Source organism: Ruminococcus sp. AM31-15AC, assembly GCF_003462045.1.
Classification (GTDB): domain Bacteria; phylum Bacillota; class Clostridia; order Oscillospirales; family Ruminococcaceae; genus Hominimerdicola; species Hominimerdicola aceti.
The window spans coordinates 1-16,983 of the sequence record NZ_QTYG01000048.1 but is presented as its reverse complement, the minus strand read 5'-3'; the positions used below and the strand labels follow the sequence as shown (position 1 = coordinate 16,983).

The window sequence follows — 16,983 nt, the reverse complement described above, 5'->3', positions numbered from 1 at the left end:
GGCTTCCTTTCTGATTTGAATTTGGTGTGGTAACTTTATTTTATCAGATTTTTGTCTATCTCTCTTTTCTTTTTTCTTAATTTTGTCCAATATCTATTGTAGCACTACATTTGCTTGATCTCATTTTCAAACACTACCCTTGATTATTATTCCAAAAGGTGCTATAATAGCATTGGTGATAATAATGAAAAGGAAAATACTTGTAGGCCTGCTTACCGCTATTATCTTTTTGGCTTGCGCCCTTGTGATAAATATAACTCCAAAGGTGGAGAAAGGTTCAGTTGTGCTGACCTGTGACGGAAGCAAATATGAGCTTCCCGGCACTGAAAAGACACGATACTGCAATGGCAAGAGCGAGAGCCTTTCCGCTGAAAAGAGCTTTGAAGATCTGCTCTCCTCTGTACCGTCATTTAATGTAAAGGCGGATGTAGATAAGGACGGCAATGTTACCCTTAAAACCCCTATGTCCGTAGAAGCCACAGGGGACAGGCTCGGTGACGTGCTTTACACTGTCTACAGCTATGACGGAAAGGTGCTTGCCAAGGAGTCCAAAAAGCTGGAGCTTCCAAAAGAGGATATTGACGGCTGTCTTGTGAAAATAAAAATTACATGGGGCAAGAAAGACACAAGCTATCTTGAAGAAGATTACTGGTTTGCCGCAATGTACAATACCGAAAGATAAACATAACATCAAGATGTTGGGGCGACCTCTGGTCGCTCACTTTCTTTCTGTAAACTTTCAGACAACAAAACGTCGGACGAATTTGAAAACGTCCGACGTTTTTTTAACATATTTGAAATCCTATTATGCCCGCCATACAAATAACGCTACCGATAAATCTCAGCTTTGTGATAGGCTCTTTTCTTATGAGCGCTATAATAAACAGCGAACACAGTATCATAGGCTGGATAAATGACGCACTCGCAAGGCTCACAGCAATAACAGCGTTCTCCGCAAGCAGACCTGCCACATTCGGAATCTTTGTAAGCACGACCACCCATGCGCCCTTTTGATTTTTCTTGAATATCTCCAAAGGCTTCGCCCTTGGCAGAAGTATGATAGCCATAAGTATAAGCGCAAAGAACAGCGCCATGGTCGAGGATATGTAATTCTCCGACGCTCTTACAACTATGCCGTAGCCGTATCTTGCCAAAAGATAGAACACCAGAGGAACAACTATCCTGCGGTAATTTATATTTCCGCTGTCCGTTCTGCCTGATTTTGCGATAAAAACAAGTCCTGCAACAGTAAGCACGATAAAAAGAAACTTGAAAATGCTCGGCTTTTCACCAAGAAAAATATCCGTTGCATAGGACATGAAAAGGGTGATACCAAGCCAAGCCTTAAGCTCAAAGGCTGATATTTCATCAAGGATAATAGCCGAAAGCTTAAATTCAAGGATCTTCGACAAGCACAGCAGACCTATCGCTGCAAAGGATTGCCAGCTAAAGGTGATAGTCCTGTCGAGGAAAGGCAGACAGCAAGCCATGAAAACAGCCGTTGCCGCCGCCATTAAGAATCCAAGCTCATCGCCGTTGAATTTTGCCGTTGAAACAGCGTACTTGTCACTAAGGGAACATATTGTGTAGCATACAACTACAAGTATAAGCAAAAACATTATTTTTCTTCTTCCTTACTATATGATTTTCTAAGACCTGTATGCTGTGAAACATACGAAATAACGGGCGACCCAAGGTCGCCCCTACGCAAAGCCGATTTATCAGTTCTTTTTATTTTTCACAAGCCATACTACCGCCAAAATACCAAGTATCACTGAGAACAGAGTAGCAACAGCAAGACATATCCAGCTTGCATACTGACTTTGTATAAATTCGTTCTGCGATTGGCTTCCTATAAGGGTATCTACCCCCGATTGCGAGCCTAACGCTGAGAACAGTATTATAAATGCCATTCTCACATTCATTACGCAGGCTATAACGCTGTAAATATGCACTATACCCTGAAAAAGACACACTCCGCAGTCGTCCTTTACATAGCTTTTCACTCCAAGCACCGCACATACCACCGACACTGCCGTGTAGATAATGAACGCCGCAAAAAGCACTATCGTTGGCACCTTTGCCCCCTCGGTTTTCACTATCATGCTCATAAGCCCAGCCATACACCCCATGAACACAGTCGCTGCCGCAAGCCCTGCAACAGACCATTTTCTGTATAAAAGCTCTGACTTTTTTATCTGCTCTTTCTTTATCTGCTTAGGCATTTTCTTCCTCCGCCTTCTTGCTTTCAAGCTCCTCCTCAGATATCTTGAAGCGTATCCTGTCTATTTTCTGCTCGTCCTCCATTTTCACTGTCATCTCAAAAGGCGGACAGCTTATAACTTCATTCTGCTCAGGAAGTCTGTCAAGCATATCCATTATCCAGCCACCGAGAGATGTTCTTTCGGTTTCGATAGTGTCCTCCGGCAGTCCTATCCTGTCAAGAAAATCCGATACCGAAAGCTCCGCCGACGCCTCATAAACACCGTCGCTTATTTTCACAAGGGAGGTATCCTCCTCGTCGCTTTCATCATAGATCTCGCCCACAAGCTCCTCTATGATATCCTCAAGAGTACAAATGCCCTCAGTGCCGCCGTATTGGTCGAGCACCACCGCCATATGCACCTTTTTACGCTGCATCTGCTTCAAGATCTCAGATATCTTGCGGTTTTCAGTTATGTAAAGTGGCTTGTTCATTATAAGGCTTATGTCCGTCTTGCCCTTCAGATACATTTCAAAAAAGTCAGCCTGGTGGATAAGACCCACAATGTGGTCTATATCCTTGTCATACACAGGAAGCCTTGAAAACTTTGTCTGCACAAAGCGTTTTTTTATGCTCTCCATATCCTCATGAAGCTCAACGCCCTCGATATTTACTCTAGGCACAAGTATCTCGCTTATGGTTATCTCGTCAAAATCAAGTGCCGAACGCACAAGCTCCGACTCCTGCTCTTCAAGTACGCCCTCGTCCTGAATCTCGTCTATGATATATTTAAGCTCTTCCTCAGTAACAGACGGCTCGCTGTTCTTGTTGCCCACAATCTTTGAAACGCCGCTTTTTATGCCCATAAAGATAGCCGTTATAGGTGTGATAATGAACATGAATGCGGAAAGCGGAGCCGCCATAAGAATAGAAAACCGCTCAGAATTTTCCTTTGCAAGGCTCTTAGGCAAGATCTCACCAAAAATAAGCACAAGCACCGTCATGACTACAGTAGCCAGACCCACGCTTCCCTTGCCGAACTTCTCCGTAAAAAGCACCGTTGCAATAGAAGATGAAGAAATGTTCACCACGTTGTTTCCAACAAGTATAGCAGTGAGTGCCTTGTCAAAATTATCGCATATGTTCATTGCCTTCTTTGCAGACTTGTTTCCGTCGTCTGCAAGTTTTTTTAGCCTTATCCTGTTGCATGAAGAAAACGCTGTCTCCGTTGCAGAACAAATAGCAGACAGCATAAGAAGCACAGCGATGATAACAACTTTCATAAAATAAAATTATCCTTTCAGGTCAGAATATAAATTTGCTGCCCTAGTTATAAAAATAGCACTAAAGGCAGTCATGAAAACTGACTACATATAGTTATCATAACATATTTTTTAACCAATTGCAACAGTATTATTGAAAAAACGATGTAAAAGAGTTATAATATTCTTTGTGTTCATAATATTCATATGCACAAAAGGAGATAACAGAAATGGCAAAGAAAGATAAGGACATTTTCGACAAAATAATGGACTGGAAGATATTCGGTTGGTTCAGACCCTTTTACGTCAAAAACAAAGAAATGCTTTTGTATCTGTTTTTCGGCGTACTCACCACCGCAGTGAGCTTTGTGACCGCAGGCATCTCAAAAGTACTTTTGGAGCAGGCAGGCATAGGCAAGGGCGGTGTTTCCACCACAAGCACCGTCATATCATGGATATGTGCAGTAACATTCGCATACATAACCAACAGAATATGGGTATTCGAGTCTGAAGCAGAGGGCAAAAAGGCGATAATCTCCGAAGCGGCTTCATTTTACGGCGGCAGGATATTCACTCTTCTCGTAGAAATGTTCATGATGTGGCTCGGCTACTCACTTCTCAGCTTCAACTATTGGGTAACAAAGATAGTGGCAAACGTTGTTGTGCTGATACTTAACTATGTCATCAGCAAGCTTGTGGTCTTCAGAAAGAAATAAGCATACATAAAAAGCTGTCGGCAAAAAATGCTGACAGCTTTTTATTTTGCCCCAGTTGCCACGTTGCAACTGATCAATCTCTATACATAAGCGTGACCGCCATTCCGTTTATCACACCCACTACAACTCCGCACACAATGAAAAACACCTTGATAGGCAGGTCAAGCAGAAGCGAGATAAGCCCGAACACGATAACGAACGCCATTGCTCCGCCTATCTGCACAAGAAACTTTCTTTTCACAAGCACAGGAAAACGCTCAGCAAGCCTTGCGGTCTTGTTACCCTTGTGGTCAATTATCCTGTAAATAAGCTGAGTCAGTGCCATTGGTATTCCGATAAATAAAATTGCTGTTATAAGTTTGTCCATTTTAAAATCCTCCATTTTTCACTTAAATTATAGCTTTTTTGTATCAAAAAAGGCTGCCCAAGACGCAGTTCGTCCGTGGGCAGCCTCATTGCTGCATATAAAATTTCTTTTATCAACAATTAAAGAACTCTTACGCCAACAACGCCCTCGATAGACTTGAAAGCGTCAGCGTCAACGTCGCCTGTAACATCGAGCATTGTGTAAGCCCAGTCTTTCTTAGACTTGTTTACAAGGTTCTCGATATTTGCGCCCTTGTCAGATACAACAGATGTGATCTGTGCGATAAGTGCAGGAACGTTCTTGTGAAGCACGCAAACAAGGTGGTCGCCTGTTTTAGCAAGCTCTGCATTAGGGAAGTTTACAGAATTCTTGATAGTTCCCTTCTCGATATAGTCGATAAGCTCGTGAGCCGCCATTGTTGCGCAGTTGTCCTCTGACTCAGGTGTGGAAGCGCCAAGGTGTGGAAGAACGATAACATTCTCCTCGCCAAGAACAACATCATCTGCAAAGTCTGTTACATACTTTGCTACCTTGCCGTCCTTGATAGCCTTTACAACAGCCGCACTGTTGATAAGCTCGCCTCTTGCAAGGTTGATAAGACGAACGCCGTCCTTCATCATTGCTATCTGAGCCTCGTCGATAGTGTTCTTTGTGTCAGGTGTATAAGGAACATGGATAGTGATATAGTCACTGTTCTTGTAAATATCATTGATATCAGCAGTTACCTTTACAGCAGGATCAAGCTGGATAGCTGCGTTTACTGAAAGGAATGGGTCATAGCCAATAACGTCCATGCCAAGTGCAACGGCTGCGTTTGCGATCTTTCCGCCGATAGCACCAAGACCGATTACGCCAAGAGTCTTGCCCAGTATCTCAGGACCTGCAAACTTAGACTTGCCGCCCTCAACTGTCTTTGGAGCGTCAGGAGTGCCCTTGAGTGAAGCAGCCCATGCAGCAGCCTCTGTTATCTTTCTTGAAGAAAGAAGAAGCGCACAAATAGCAAGCTCCTTAACAGCGTTTGAGTTTGCGCCAGGTGTGTTGAATACAACGATTCCCTGCTCTGCACACTTCTCAACCGGAATATTGTTTACGCCAGCGCCTGCTCTTGCAATAGCAAGCAGGCTCTCAGGCATCTCCATATCGTGCATCTTTGCTGAACGTACCATTATAGCGGTAGGATTTTCAGCATTGTCGCTTACTGTGTACTTAGCCTTGTCAAAGATATCAGTACCGCAGGTAGCGATCTTATTCAGAGTTAAAACATTATACATTTCAATTACCTCTTTCAAATGGTTTACGAGATCACTCTGACAATCAGGCAACCGACTATCACAATGCCAAAGATCGCAACTGCAAGCTTAGCCCTCACACTGTTTTTTCTTTGCATTCTTTCACGCCAGTCGTCATGCCGCATAGTGTCAATTGAAGATATCATCTTTAAAAGACGATCAAGCATTCTCAGCCTCGAACTTCTTCATGAACTCAACGAGCTTTTCAACGCCCTCAATAGGCATTGCATTGTAGATAGACGCTCTCATTCCGCCGACAGTTCTGTGACCCTTGAGGTTTACAAAGCCTGCTGCTGTAGCCTCAGCAACGAACTTCTTGTCAAGCTCAGCGTCGCCTGTTACGAATGGAACGTTCATAAGAGATCTGTCCTCAGGAACAACAGTGCCCTTGAAGAGCTTGCTCTGGTCAAGATAATCATAAAGTATCTTAGCCTTCTTCTCGTTGTGAGCCTTCATAGCCTCAAGACCGCCCATTTTCTTTATCCACTTGAATACCTTGCCGCAGATGTAGATGCCATAGCAAGGAGGTGTATTGTAAAGAGAGTCAGCGTCAGCCTGAGTTTTCCACTTGAGCATTGTAGGTGTTCCCTCGAGAACATCGTCAGTGATAAGATCTTCTCTGATGATAGCAATAACAACGCCGGCAGGACCAACGTTCTTCTGAACGCCGCCGTAAATAACGCCGTACTTTGTTACGTCAACAGGCTCAGACAGGAAGCAGGAAGAAACGTCTGCAACAAGTGTGTGACCCTTTGTGTTAGGCAGAGTCTTGTACTTTGTACCATAGATAGTATTGTTTTCGCAGATATAAACATAGTCAGCGTCCTCTGGGATATCCAGATCTGAACAGTCAGGGATATAAGAGAAAGTCTTGTCAGCAGAAGAAGCCACAGCAACAGCCTCGCCGTATTTCTGAGCCTCCTGATAAGCCTTCTTAGCCCACTGACCTGTGATTATGTAAGCCGCTTTCTTGTTCTTCATAAGGTTCATAGGAACGGCTGAGAACTGCTGAGAAGCACCGCCCTGAAGGAACAGCACCTTGTAGTTATCAGGGATACCCATAAGATCTCTGATGTCCTTTTCAGCTTCCTTGATGATGTCATCGAACGCCTTGGAACGGTGGCTCATCTCCATTACGCTCATACCTGTGCCCTTATAATCGAGCATTTCATCGGCAGCTTCCTTAAGCACTTCCTCAGGGAGTACAGCAGGACCTGCGCTGAAGTTATATACTCTACCCATTGTTAAACCCTCCATATAAATTAGTTTCTTAGTTTCATTATTTATAAAGACTATAAATATATAAATTAATAATATTATTATATAGCCTTTTATAAAAAAAAGTCAAGGGCTGTCATATAAAAATACTCACTCGTCATAAGTTTTTGTACATATCAGCACATAAAACAGCCCTGAAAACGTGCATTTTTACACCTTACCTATGCCGTTATATATAATAAGCACTGAAAAGCATGAAAAATCAGAATAATACTAAAACGTTAAAAAGAGGTTAAAATTTTTGGTATTCCTTGAAATCTCCATATTTGTGTAGTATAATGTAATCAATAAAATGCGACAGTTGTAAAAAAGTCGGGGAACAATTGTCACTCTCAGGGAAAGAGGATATATATGCAAAAGATATTTTATGTTTCAAGAAATGAGGACAAAGCCCATGATGGAAAAGCCCCGGATATGGACAGATTTCAGCGAGTTGAAAAGCTCAACAGTCTGATCGCGGCAGGCTGGGCTATAAAGGAAATGAAAAGCGAAAACAACAGCACATTCTTTGTGCTTGAGAAAGCAGACTAGACTTAAAATGGCGGTATAAGACCGAACCCTGCCAATAACGCAGACACGACGTCCCGCCAACAAGTTCGCCAGGTCTTTCAACAAACTTATAGGACGGTAGCCCCACCGTCCTTTTTTTATGTGCAGATAAATTTTGCGAAAACGTTTTATGGGTATTGCATTTTAGAGAGAAATATTGTATAATTAATGTAATCGTTTTAATGAGCACAAATGATACTATACATATTATAAAGGAGTAAAAAAATATGGCTTATGTAATCGGCGTAGACTGCGGCACAAGCGGCACTAAGACGGTGCTTTTTGACGAAAAGGGTACTGTTATCTCTTCTGTAACTATTGAATATCCTATGTATCAGCCTAAAAACGGCTATGCAGAGCAAGACCCTGCTGATTGGGCAAACGCAATGATAAACACTATCAAGGCTGTTATGACCAAAAGCGGTGTAAATAAAGAGGACGTTGCAGGTGTTGGTATCTCAGGTCAGATGCACGGACTTGTTATGCTCGACAAGGACAACAACGTTCTTAGAAAGTCCATAATATGGTGCGATCAGAGAACTGCCGCAGAAGTTGAAGAAATGAACGAAAAGCTAGGCAGAGAAAAGCTCATCAAGATAACAGCAAACCCTGCCCTCACAGGCTGGACGGCTGCGAAAATCCTTTGGGTAAAGAACAACGAGCCTGATATATATGAAAAGTGCAGACACATTCTTCTGCCAAAGGACTATCTGAGATTTATCCTCACTGGCGAATATGCAACAGAGGTTTCCGACGCAAGCGGTATGCAGCTTCTTGATGTGCCAAACCGCTGCTGGTCAAAGGAAGTCTGCGATACGCTTGGCATTGATATGTCAATGCTGGGCAAGGTTTACGAGTCATGCGAGGTAACAGGCAAGGTCACAAAGAAAATGGCTGAGCTTACAGGACTTAAAGAGGGTACTATAGTAGTAGGCGGAGCAGGCGACAATGCCGCTGCGGCTATCGGAACAGGCGTTGCAGAGGACGGTAAGGCGTTCACAACTATCGGAACATCAGGCGTTGTATTCGCACACACTTCTTCTATCTCTATAGACCCAAAGGGCAGAGTTCACACCTGCTGTGCAGCAGTGCCGAACGCATGGCACGTTATGGGTGTTACACAGGGTGCAGGACTTTCGCTGAAATGGTTTAGGGATAATTTCTGCAATGCAGAGAAAGAAACAGCAAAGTGCATGGGTGTTGACGAATATTATCTCATGGATAAGGAAGCAGAGAAAGTGCCTGTTGGTGCAAACAGACTTCTCTATCTGCCATATCTCATGGGCGAAAGAACACCGCATCTTGACCCTGACGCAAGAGGAGTATTCTTCGGACTTTCCGCAATGCACACAAAGCGTGATATGCTGAGAGCGGTAATGGAGGGCGTATCATATTCCCTTAGGGATTGCGTCGAGGTATTCAGAGAAATGGATATCAACGTGTCCGACATGATGGCATGCGGAGGCGGCGGAAGCTCACTGCTGTGGAGATCAATGCTCGCAGATCTTTACAACTGCCCTGTAAAAACAGCTTCATCGAAAGAAGGTCCAGCCCTTGGCGTAGCACTTCTTGCAGCAACAGGCGCAGGCATTTACTCATCAGTACCGGAAGCTTGTAAGGCAGTAGTAAAGACCGACAAGGTACAGCAGCCTGAAGCAGAGCGAGTACCTGAGTATGAGAAATACTACAAGCTTTACACAGAGATCTATCCTGCACTGAAAGCAGAATTTGCAAAGCTTGCGAAGATGTAATACAAAGCCAAAAGCTCCGATTTGCTGTCGGAGCTTTTTTTGTGTTAAAATATTTTGACAACTAAAAAACGGCTCTCCACAATAGCGGAAAGCCGTTTTTACATATTGGTCGGAGTGACCTGATTTGAACAGGCGACCTCTACCACCCCAAGGTAGCGCGCTACCAATCTGCGCCACACCCCGACAACGTATATATTATACCCGATTTGGATACAATAGTCAAGAGTTTTCAGTCAAAATAAAAAAATTGCAAAAAAGGTATTGACATTCACATTCATTTGTGATATAATAAATAAGCACTCAAGAGAGAGCAGTAAAAAACAATAAAATATCGCGGGATGGAGCAGTTCGGTAGCTCGTCGGGCTCATAACCCGAAGGTCGTTGGTTCAAATCCAGCTCCCGCAACCATATTGGTGAGACTAAATGGATGCTCACCCTTAAAAGCCCGTATTTACGGGCTTTTTTCATGCTTTTCAGTCGAAAATTTTTAGTGTAAAACCATGGATGCTTTTTCATGATTTTCACCGACTGGAAGGATTTGAACCCTCGACAAATGAATATTGTCAAATAAAACGGCAAGCTTTGAGCAGATTTCGCTCCCGGCTTGCTTTTTTTTATGAAAAAACATTCACAAAGTTTAGAAGGCTGTTTTGTCAAATATCACGAAATGTGATAAACGACAAAGCGGCCTTTTTTTATTTCTCAAGAAAGGACGTGATACCCATGTGGCAGATGTACTATATAAAAAGGAAACAAAACGAACGGAGGAAAAGTCAATGAATGAAAAATTGATAATCAACACTAACCTGCTTCGCAAAGAGGCAGAATTTAAGACAAAGTCCTGTGCGGTGGAAAAAGCGATAGCAGTTTCTCATGCTGAGTTTGATAATTTAAAAAGGCATCCCTTGCAGGACAATGACCTGATCGCTGAGAACACAGATTTGATGTACTGCGACAGAGATGATATTTATCATTGTCTGCTGATCTACGATGAGGAACAGGGTGATGGTCTGCTGATCGAAGCTGAAGGCTCATCCTACGCTAGATACGTTCAGTATATTCCAAACGCAAAGCTGTTGTACGAAAATCATATTCAGACGCATTTGCAGGAAATGAAATTTTACTGTCCCCTTGAGATCAGCTGAGTACCTGAATGTTGGTCTGATGAGGAATACGAAAAAATCTCCTCCTATGAAGCTTCTGCTTACAAATCGGAGATAAATCATTTTATCAGCGATTTCAATTTGCCCGAAGAAAAAGAGCGAGGTCTGATGCATTGGTACGATAGAGGCAATTCTGTTGACCGAAAGGTGTTTTCCGCATTTATGTCGGTCGAAGAACATAACGGAGAACTTGTGGGAGTGGTCACAGCAAACGTTCACGGTCAGCTTACGGAAGATGAACTTGAGGATCTCCGTGAATATTGTACCGGGCAGTTAAGCGACGGCGCAGGAGAGAGTCTGGAGCAAAGACCGATAAAAACTCCCGACGGAGAAATTTATATCAGCTTTTGGAATTCCGACAAATGGTTTTTGCAGACGGAGGAAGAAATGAACAGCGATCAGTTTGAGGACATGACCGAAGAACCCGATATGGGAATGACGATGTGAGGTGTAATATGATTTACAACGAAAAGAAGGTAGAAATGCTCAGGCAGAGATATCCCGAAGGAACTCGGATATGCCTTGACAGTATGGATAACGATCCCCGTCCGATTCCACCAGGTACTAAAGGCATAGTTCAATTTGTGGACGATGCGGGTACTCTGCACTGTAAATTTGATAACGGAAGAACGCTTGGGGTTATCCCCGATGTGGATAAGTTCCATAAAATCGCTCAGGAACAGAGTCAGATTGATAAGCAAACAGAGGAAAATATTGAGTGCGAGGAAATTACAGAAACGGAAGATCTTGAAGAAAACGAAGAAATGAATATGTCAATGTAACGGTTAAGTTAAGAAAGCTTGGCCGTTTTTTTATTGAGGAAAGGAACGTGGTAAATGATAAAATATTTCGATATCTTTGCAGGTATCGGCGGATTTCGCTCAGGACTTGAAAAAGCGGGCGGCTTTGAGTGCGTCGGATATTGCGAGATAGATAAGTATGCAAAGAAAGCTTATGAAACTTTGTATGATACAGAAGGTGAGGTGTTTTATGATGACGCAAGAAAAATCGACCCAAACGAGCTGCCCGATCTCGACCTTATATGCGGAGGATTCCCTTGCCAAAGCTTTTCAATCGCTGGAAAACGGAAAGGATTCAGCGATACCCGAGGAACTCTCTTCTTTGAAATTGCCAGAATTGCCGCCGTCAAAAAACCTAAATATCTGCTCCTTGAAAATGTTCCCGGTTTGCTATCGCATGACCAAGGCAGGACGTTTGCTGCCATCCTCGGTGCATTGGATGAACTGGGGTACGATGTCGCATGGGAAGTGCTTAACAGCGCAGATTTTGAAGTTCCCCAATCCCGAAAAAGAGTGTATATTATCGGATTTCATAGAGAAAAGTGTTCCGGAAAAGTACTGTCTTTCACGGACGCAAATCCAAAAACTCTTGTCAAAAGAATTTCAGGCAGAGAGGGAAACAGGGTATATTCAGCCGACGGACTGAGCATAACCCTTACAAGTCAGGCAGGCGGTTTCGGAGGAAAAACAGGCCTTTACGAGATAATCGGTCTGCCAATAAAATCAAAAACTAAGTCAGGATATCAGATTGCTCTGCCCGGAGACAGCATCGACCTTGCATATCCAAATATGAATTCAAGGCGTGGAAGAGTGGGCAAGGAGATAGCCCATACCCTTACAACAAGCTGTAATCAGGGATATTACGCTATGTGTATCGATATGAATCCCGAACCGAAAGTTACAGAGCTTGCGAGGTGCATAACGTCAAGGCAGGACAGCGGTATTGGTCATCACAAAGGCGAAAAATCCGGAGTTGTCCTCATAACAGACCCGATAGCCGTGCTTGATCCTGCAAAAGCAGAAACAAGACAGCAAGGCCGAAGATTTAAACTTCCCAACGAGCCGATGTTTACTTTGACCGTTACCGACAGACACGGGGTTGTGTACTGCGGATATATCAGAAAGCTTATGCCGTTGGAATGTTGGCGGCTGCAGGGCTTTACCGATGAGCAGTTCAACAAGGTCAAAGCCACAGGAATGTCCGATGCACAGCTGTACAAGCAAGCAGGAAATGCCGTGACTATAAATGTTATCGAGGCTATTGGAAAGTATATTTCAGAGATCGACAAGGAGAATGGAAATGGAACAGAAGATAAAAATATTTGAGAATGAAGAGTTTGGAAAAGTGAGAACGGTTATCAAGGACGGCGAGCCGTGGTGGATATTAAAAGATATCTGCCAAGTGCTTGAAATGAAAGCAAACAGTGCCGGAGAGGTAGTTAAAAGGCTTGATAAGGATGAGTACGATTCAATCGGACTCACCGATTCGCTCGGAAGAAAGCAGAAAGCATACGTTGTAAACGAATCTGGTTTATATTCAATTCTTGTGAGGTCTGACAAGCCGAAAGCAAAACCGTTTCGTAAATGGCTGACCTCCGAGGTTATCCCAACGATAAGGCGCACAGGCGGCTACGTCGCCAACGAGGAAATGTTCATAGAAAACTACCTCCCCTTTCTTGAAGAACCATATCAAAATCTTTTCCGTTTGCAGATGACAGCGATAAGAAGGCTGAACGAGCGGATACGTCACGATCAGCCTTTGGTGGAGTTTGCTAATCAGGTGTCAAACACCGATAATCTTATCAACATGAACTCTATGGCAAAGATTGCAAGAGCCGAAAATATCCCTGTCGGCAGAAACAAGCTCTACGGCTGGCTCAAAGGAAAAGGCGTGCTCATGGCGAACAATCTGCCATATCAGAGATATATCGACCGAGGATATTTTGCAGTTAAGGAATCAGTGTTTGAGGTTGACGGCATGAAAAAGACCTATCAGCAGACGTTTGTGACCGGAAAGGGGCAGCTCTTCGTTATATCATTGCTGAAAAAGTATTACGGAAAGGAGCTTGCGTAATGTACGAAAAGCCAAAATGTCCGCTCATAGGTCAGAACGGAAATATCTTTAATCTTATGGGCATTGCTTCAAGAACACTGAAAAGAAATGGTATGTCGAATGAATCCAAGGAAATGTGCAGCCGAATCACCTCTTCGGGAAGCTATGATGAGGCGCTGAGTATTATTGACGAGTACGTGGAAATTACTTCGGTTGATGAGGAAGAAACCGAAGATTTTGAAATTGAGATGATGTAAATGACGTATTTGTTCATTGGAATGATGATAGGCGGTATCATCGGAACAACGATAGGTTCTCTTGCCGTGGCTTTTAAGTCTGCTGAAAAAGAGATCGCACGTCTTGATAAGGAGGTCAAAGATGCACACAAACAGAGTTAAAGCCAAAGTAGACTTCAAGTTCTGTATGGGTAATATTCCTGCAATGCTGAGAGCAGCAAAGAATGTGCTTTCGGAAAAACAGTACAAAGAATTATGTACTGAGGTCAACAAAGCCGACGGCTACCTTGAACAGAAACGCATTATATTCAGCTACGTCGATCCAATGATCAAGGGCTGAAGAAAACACAATTAAATAAAAACTAAGGTCGTTTTGCCAACAGCAGATAAATAAATCTGGTGCTTGCAAAGCGACTTTTTCATTTGCATACTTCTTTTCTGCTGTTTGGCAAGGAAAGGAGCTTAATGAACAGTTTTATGTCTTGGGTAGGTGGGAAGAAAAATCTTCGTGATGAAGTGCTTGCAAGGTTTCCAACCTACTATGAAAGATATATCGAGGTGTTCGGCGGTGCAGGCTGGGTGCTGTTTCACAAGCCGCCCGGTGCAGATTTTGAGGTGTACAATGACTTCAATTCAAATCTTGCAAATTTGTACCGCTGCGTTCGTGATAAGCCTGCAAAGCTGAAATACAAGCTTAGGTATGTGCTTGATTCAAGAGAAGATTTTGAATACTTAGCTATACTTCACAAACGTGGTATTTTGCCAAGGCTTTATGACGTTGACAGAGCGGCTAAGTTTTATCAGCTTATACGTTACAGCTATGCAAGCGGTCTTGACAGCTTTGGAAGTCAGCCGCATTCGATGTGGTCGGACTTCCCTATGATCGACCTTGCCGCAAGAAGATTACAGAAAGTAGTTGTTGAGAACAAGGATTTTGAAAGGCTTATCAGGCAGTATGACAGACCCGTCAGCTTTTTTTACTGTGATCCGCCGTATTTTGCGACTGAAAATTACTACAAGGACGTAGGTTTTACTGCAAAAGACCATATCAGACTGCGTGACGCTCTGCTTGACATCAAAGGCAGATTTTTGGTTTCGTATAACGATTGCACTGAGATCCGTGAGATATGGCATAAACCAAACATTCACATTGAAGAGATAAGTAGGCTGAACAATTTGGCACAGCGGTATGACGGCGGCTGTCAGTATGCAGAGCTGCTCATATCAAATTATGACACAAGCGAACGTGCGAAAGCTATCAAACAGCTTTCGCTTTTTGATTAGGAGGTTTTTATGAAGAAGATAATATTGGCACAGGTTTTAACGGCAAAAGGCAAAACAGAATTTTCTGGGCTTTATGACAGGCACGGAAATGCTGTAACGGTAGAGGTCGAACGTGACAGCAGCGGTGTTTCACTTATCGTATGGCAAGACGAACAGAAAAAGCAGCATTTTGACTGTGGGATATCCGAAGAGGAGATACAGCGTACCTGTGCAATGTTTGATGACTGCGGCGAGTGTCCACTGTGGGATTATTGCAATGAAGATGAGGAGGTTTTGTAAATGAAAATACTTGTTATTGAGCCTGAAAAAGCGCCGTATGAAAAGGAAATCGGCGATGATATTCACGATATGCAGGCAATAGTCGGAGGGTGTATCGAACCTATATATTTTGAGCCGAAAGAAACTGCGATTGCTTGGTGCAACGATGAATTCCTGCTTAATGGTTCACAGCCTAATCGTATTGTGGGAAATGTTCTTGTACATGGAACTTTCTTTGTTTCAGGAAATTATATGAACGAATACGGCGAATGGGACAGCTGTTCACTTACCGATGATCAGATCAAGAAATATTCCGAAATGTTTGAAACTCCCATTATCGTATTGGAGCAAATGCAGGCTACGGAAATTGAGGTAGAAAATACTCCCGATGAGGAAATGGCGGACGGACCAGCGGATAAACCTGAGCCTGAGATAGCAATGTAGTACAAAGATTGGCTTTTTAATTTATTGAATAGGTAGAAAAACCAAAAATCACTGGATTTTGCGGCGGTTATATGCTATCGTTAAAGAAACAAATTTATCGGGGTGATACCATGAAAAAAGCAATAACGATCTTAGCTGTATGCAGTCTGCTGCTCACGGCTTGCGGACAGATAGACGATACAGAATCCAAAGTGGGAACTACTACAGCAATTGCTTCCGAAAGCACGGCTGGCGAAGATACTGCGGAAACTTCATCGGCAAAAGAAGAAAAGGATACAAGCGAAGCCACAACTACTACGAAAAAGAGTTCGCAGACGGTATCCTCATCTTCAAAGCCGACGGGTATTACTGTAACTACTACAAAGAAATCAGGTTCGTCAGGTGCTTCGGGAAACTCAATTCAGGGACAAAACAATTCCGTGCAGAATAATAACGGTCAGGAAAATAACGTACAGCCTGCGCAGAATAGTCAGCAGACCTATAATTCGCCGTCCGATAACAATCAGAGCAATAACGGTGCGCAGCAGAATAACCAATCGTCTGACAATAAGCCTCAGAATAACAACCCTTCTCCTCCGGTTACAACGGCAAAACCTGCGGTGACAAATCCGCCGACTACTACACCAAAACCGCAGACTGAACCGCCGGAAGATATAATTGAAGATACAACAAGCCTGCAAAGCGTTTTGAATTATGTAAATTCGCTCGGAAGAACAACCGATGAATATTACAATATAGGTGCAGGATTGGGGCACAACGGCTCTGATTATGGAAAAGCCGAAGCTGTTTACAATTGGATCAGAGGGAACGTCAGCGGAAATTGTCAAGTATTCTCAGCAGCAACAATGTACGCTTGTAAAGGTGTGGGACTTGAATGTCGGTATGCGTTTTTCTCACCGGATGCCTGGTACGGTCATATGACAAACTTAGTATGTGTGGAAGGAACATGGTATGTGTTCGATACACAGGGCGGCAGATTTTTAAAATCAGATAAATACGGTGAAATAACCCGAATATTTGATGAAAATGATAATACAATTGAAATTTCGATAAGCGAATCGGCTTATTGATAATATGTAACAAATATGCAAGTGAGAGAGCCGAAGAAATTTCGGCTCTTTTTCTTTGCGTGAAATCAAAGGAGTAATCCTGTATAATAAAACTTGACACATACAAAACAATCAAAGTATAATAAAAACAAAGGAGTGTGTCATCAATGGGAACAGGAAAACAATATGATGAAGAGTTTAAAAAGCAGGCAATAAAGCTCGCAAAGGAGATTGGCACCAAGGCAGCAGCAGATGAGCTGTGCATCCCCAAAGGGACGCT

Annotated in this window: 22 protein-coding genes, 2 tRNA genes and 1 pseudogene; 17 read left to right on the top strand and 8 right to left on the bottom strand. The window is 43.1% G+C overall.

The window, feature by feature from the left end:
- The first annotated feature begins 184 nt into the window (after positions 1-184).
- On the top strand, positions 185-682 hold the full coding sequence (locus DW793_RS11620; RefSeq protein WP_118158215.1) for a hypothetical protein: 498 nt from the start codon (positions 185-187) through the stop codon (positions 680-682).
- 103 nt (positions 683-785) lie between these two features.
- Here DW793_RS11620 and DW793_RS11615 read toward each other — a convergent pair whose 3' ends face one another.
- From DW793_RS11615 to DW793_RS11605, 3 genes are all read right to left on the bottom strand, one after another.
- Positions 786-1,619 (bottom strand): hypothetical protein, encoded by an 834-nt coding sequence (locus tag DW793_RS11615; protein WP_118158214.1) that lies wholly within the window; start codon positions 1,617-1,619, stop codon positions 786-788.
- A 102-nt stretch (positions 1,620-1,721) separates the two neighbouring features.
- Complete coding sequence (locus tag DW793_RS11610) at positions 1,722-2,225, bottom strand: hypothetical protein (protein WP_118158213.1); 504 nt, start codon at positions 2,223-2,225, stop codon at positions 1,722-1,724.
- Positions 2,218-3,486: a hemolysin family protein gene (locus tag DW793_RS11605; RefSeq protein ID WP_118158212.1), complete on the bottom strand. Its 1,269-nt coding sequence runs from the start codon at positions 3,484-3,486 to the stop codon at positions 2,218-2,220. The genes DW793_RS11610 and DW793_RS11605 overlap by 8 nt, the downstream gene beginning before the upstream one ends.
- Before the next feature lie 209 nt (positions 3,487-3,695).
- Here DW793_RS11605 and DW793_RS11600 point away from each other — a divergent pair, with 209 nt between their 5' ends.
- Positions 3,696-4,181 (top strand): GtrA family protein, encoded by a 486-nt coding sequence (locus DW793_RS11600; RefSeq protein ID WP_022287598.1) that lies wholly within the window; start codon positions 3,696-3,698, stop codon positions 4,179-4,181.
- A gap of 73 nt (positions 4,182-4,254) precedes the next feature.
- On the opposite strand, the gene DW793_RS11595 is transcribed toward DW793_RS11600, so the two are convergent.
- From DW793_RS11595 to serC, 4 genes are all read right to left on the bottom strand, one after another.
- Positions 4,255-4,548, bottom strand: a complete 294-nt coding sequence (locus tag DW793_RS11595; protein ID WP_117877770.1) for a hypothetical protein — start codon at positions 4,546-4,548, stop codon at positions 4,255-4,257.
- Positions 4,549-4,667: 119 nt separating this feature from the next.
- Complete coding sequence (locus DW793_RS11590) at positions 4,668-5,819, bottom strand: 3-phosphoglycerate dehydrogenase family protein (protein WP_118158211.1); 1,152 nt, start codon at positions 5,817-5,819, stop codon at positions 4,668-4,670.
- 23 nt (positions 5,820-5,842) lie between these two features.
- Positions 5,843-6,004, bottom strand: a complete 162-nt coding sequence (locus tag DW793_RS14730; RefSeq protein ID WP_181988358.1) for a hypothetical protein — start codon at positions 6,002-6,004, stop codon at positions 5,843-5,845.
- Positions 5,997-7,079 (bottom strand): 3-phosphoserine/phosphohydroxythreonine transaminase, encoded by a 1,083-nt coding sequence (serC, locus tag DW793_RS11585; protein ID WP_117859494.1) that lies wholly within the window; start codon positions 7,077-7,079, stop codon positions 5,997-5,999. Before serC ends, DW793_RS14730 begins: the two co-directional genes overlap by 8 nt.
- Positions 7,080-7,466: 387 nt before the next feature.
- Here serC and DW793_RS11580 point away from each other — a divergent pair, with 387 nt between their 5' ends.
- Both DW793_RS11580 and xylB read left to right on the top strand, forming a co-directional pair.
- The gene (locus DW793_RS11580) at positions 7,467-7,646 is read left to right on the top strand and encodes a hypothetical protein (protein ID WP_022288558.1); all 180 of its coding nucleotides are present in this window, start codon (positions 7,467-7,469) and stop codon (positions 7,644-7,646) included.
- 245 nt (positions 7,647-7,891) lie between these two features.
- Positions 7,892-9,415, top strand: a complete 1,524-nt coding sequence (gene xylB / locus DW793_RS11575) for a xylulokinase (RefSeq protein WP_118158210.1) — start codon at positions 7,892-7,894, stop codon at positions 9,413-9,415.
- Between the two features lie 106 nt (positions 9,416-9,521).
- On the opposite strand, the gene DW793_RS11570 is transcribed toward xylB, so the two are convergent.
- Positions 9,522-9,598: transfer RNA gene (locus tag DW793_RS11570), tRNA-Pro, on the bottom strand.
- 149 nt (positions 9,599-9,747) lie between these two features.
- On the opposite strand from DW793_RS11570, the gene DW793_RS11565 reads away from it, so the two are divergent.
- The 13 genes and pseudogenes from DW793_RS11565 (at position 9,748) to DW793_RS11510 (ending at position 16,724) form a co-directional block, all read left to right on the top strand.
- Positions 9,748-9,824: transfer RNA gene (locus tag DW793_RS11565), tRNA-Met, on the top strand.
- Between the two features lie 368 nt (positions 9,825-10,192).
- The gene (locus DW793_RS11560; protein ID WP_118158209.1) at positions 10,193-10,561 is read left to right on the top strand and encodes a DUF6329 domain-containing protein; all 369 of its coding nucleotides are present in this window, start codon (positions 10,193-10,195) and stop codon (positions 10,559-10,561) included.
- Positions 10,562-10,687: 126 nt separating this feature from the next.
- A complete protein-coding gene (locus DW793_RS11555) occupies positions 10,688-11,026 on the top strand; it encodes a hypothetical protein (protein ID WP_118158208.1) in 339 nt (112 codons plus the stop codon).
- Positions 11,027-11,034: 8 nt separating this feature from the next.
- Positions 11,035-11,361: a DUF4314 domain-containing protein gene (locus DW793_RS11550; protein ID WP_046441724.1), complete on the top strand. Its 327-nt coding sequence runs from the start codon at positions 11,035-11,037 to the stop codon at positions 11,359-11,361.
- Between the two features lie 54 nt (positions 11,362-11,415).
- Complete coding sequence (gene dcm / locus DW793_RS11545) at positions 11,416-12,705, top strand: DNA (cytosine-5-)-methyltransferase (RefSeq protein WP_118158207.1); 1,290 nt, start codon at positions 11,416-11,418, stop codon at positions 12,703-12,705.
- On the top strand, positions 12,680-13,453 hold the full coding sequence (locus DW793_RS11540) for a phage antirepressor KilAC domain-containing protein (RefSeq protein ID WP_181988357.1): 774 nt from the start codon (positions 12,680-12,682) through the stop codon (positions 13,451-13,453). Before dcm ends, DW793_RS11540 begins: the two co-directional genes overlap by 26 nt.
- 5 nt (positions 13,454-13,458) lie before the next feature.
- A pseudogene (locus DW793_RS11535) lies at positions 13,459-13,689 on the top strand (hypothetical protein); the annotation flags it as partial.
- On the top strand, positions 13,690-13,830 hold the full coding sequence (locus tag DW793_RS14725; protein WP_181988356.1) for a hypothetical protein: 141 nt from the start codon (positions 13,690-13,692) through the stop codon (positions 13,828-13,830). It begins immediately after the preceding pseudogene.
- Positions 13,811-14,008, top strand: a complete 198-nt coding sequence (locus DW793_RS11530; RefSeq protein WP_118158204.1) for a hypothetical protein — start codon at positions 13,811-13,813, stop codon at positions 14,006-14,008. The genes DW793_RS14725 and DW793_RS11530 overlap by 20 nt, the downstream gene beginning before the upstream one ends.
- A 137-nt stretch (positions 14,009-14,145) precedes the next feature.
- Positions 14,146-14,952: a DNA adenine methylase gene (locus tag DW793_RS11525; RefSeq protein WP_118158216.1), complete on the top strand. Its 807-nt coding sequence runs from the start codon at positions 14,146-14,148 to the stop codon at positions 14,950-14,952.
- Between the two features lie 9 nt (positions 14,953-14,961).
- The gene (locus tag DW793_RS11520) at positions 14,962-15,231 is read left to right on the top strand and encodes a hypothetical protein (protein WP_118158203.1); all 270 of its coding nucleotides are present in this window, start codon (positions 14,962-14,964) and stop codon (positions 15,229-15,231) included.
- Positions 15,232-15,654: a DUF3846 domain-containing protein gene (locus tag DW793_RS11515; RefSeq protein WP_118158202.1), complete on the top strand. Its 423-nt coding sequence runs from the start codon at positions 15,232-15,234 to the stop codon at positions 15,652-15,654. It abuts the gene before it with no gap.
- A 110-nt stretch (positions 15,655-15,764) separates the two neighbouring features.
- Entirely contained in the window at positions 15,765-16,724 is a 960-nt protein-coding gene (locus tag DW793_RS11510; protein ID WP_118158201.1) for a transglutaminase domain-containing protein, read from the top strand.
- The last annotated feature ends 259 nt before the right edge of the window (positions 16,725-16,983 follow it).

Excerpts from the sequence above, each read along its gene's own strand:
- dcm (WP_118158207.1), top strand. The coding sequence starts at position 11,416 with ATGATAAAATATTTCGATATCTTTGCAGGTATCGGCGGATTTCGCTCA.
- DW793_RS14725 (WP_181988356.1), top strand. The coding sequence starts at position 13,690 with ATGACGTATTTGTTCATTGGAATGATGATAGGCGGTATCATCGGAACA.
- DW793_RS11555 (WP_118158208.1), top strand. The coding sequence starts at position 10,688 with ATGCATTGGTACGATAGAGGCAATTCTGTTGACCGAAAGGTGTTTTCC.
- xylB (WP_118158210.1), top strand. The coding sequence starts at position 7,892 with ATGGCTTATGTAATCGGCGTAGACTGCGGCACAAGCGGCACTAAGACG.
- DW793_RS11620 (WP_118158215.1), top strand. The coding sequence starts at position 185 with ATGAAAAGGAAAATACTTGTAGGCCTGCTTACCGCTATTATCTTTTTG.
- DW793_RS11550 (WP_046441724.1), top strand. The coding sequence starts at position 11,035 with ATGATTTACAACGAAAAGAAGGTAGAAATGCTCAGGCAGAGATATCCC.
- DW793_RS11525 (WP_118158216.1), top strand. The coding sequence starts at position 14,146 with ATGTCTTGGGTAGGTGGGAAGAAAAATCTTCGTGATGAAGTGCTTGCA.
- DW793_RS11530 (WP_118158204.1), top strand. The coding sequence starts at position 13,811 with ATGCACACAAACAGAGTTAAAGCCAAAGTAGACTTCAAGTTCTGTATG.
- DW793_RS11600 (WP_022287598.1), top strand. The coding sequence starts at position 3,696 with ATGGCAAAGAAAGATAAGGACATTTTCGACAAAATAATGGACTGGAAG.
- DW793_RS11510 (WP_118158201.1), top strand. The coding sequence starts at position 15,765 with ATGAAAAAAGCAATAACGATCTTAGCTGTATGCAGTCTGCTGCTCACG.
- DW793_RS11610 (WP_118158213.1), bottom strand. The coding sequence starts at position 2,225 with ATGCCTAAGCAGATAAAGAAAGAGCAGATAAAAAAGTCAGAGCTTTTA.
- DW793_RS11590 (WP_118158211.1), bottom strand. The coding sequence starts at position 5,819 with ATGTATAATGTTTTAACTCTGAATAAGATCGCTACCTGCGGTACTGAT.
- serC (WP_117859494.1), bottom strand. The coding sequence starts at position 7,079 with ATGGGTAGAGTATATAACTTCAGCGCAGGTCCTGCTGTACTCCCTGAG.
- DW793_RS11615 (WP_118158214.1), bottom strand. The coding sequence starts at position 1,619 with ATGTTTTTGCTTATACTTGTAGTTGTATGCTACACAATATGTTCCCTT.
- DW793_RS11520 (WP_118158203.1), top strand. The coding sequence starts at position 14,962 with ATGAAGAAGATAATATTGGCACAGGTTTTAACGGCAAAAGGCAAAACA.
- DW793_RS11540 (WP_181988357.1), top strand. The coding sequence starts at position 12,680 with ATGGAACAGAAGATAAAAATATTTGAGAATGAAGAGTTTGGAAAAGTG.
- DW793_RS11515 (WP_118158202.1), top strand. The coding sequence starts at position 15,232 with ATGAAAATACTTGTTATTGAGCCTGAAAAAGCGCCGTATGAAAAGGAA.
- DW793_RS11560 (WP_118158209.1), top strand. The coding sequence starts at position 10,193 with ATGAATGAAAAATTGATAATCAACACTAACCTGCTTCGCAAAGAGGCA.
- DW793_RS11595 (WP_117877770.1), bottom strand. The coding sequence starts at position 4,548 with ATGGACAAACTTATAACAGCAATTTTATTTATCGGAATACCAATGGCA.
- DW793_RS11605 (WP_118158212.1), bottom strand. The coding sequence starts at position 3,486 with ATGAAAGTTGTTATCATCGCTGTGCTTCTTATGCTGTCTGCTATTTGT.
- DW793_RS11580 (WP_022288558.1), top strand. The coding sequence starts at position 7,467 with ATGCAAAAGATATTTTATGTTTCAAGAAATGAGGACAAAGCCCATGAT.
- DW793_RS14730 (WP_181988358.1), bottom strand. The coding sequence starts at position 6,004 with ATGCTTGATCGTCTTTTAAAGATGATATCTTCAATTGACACTATGCGG.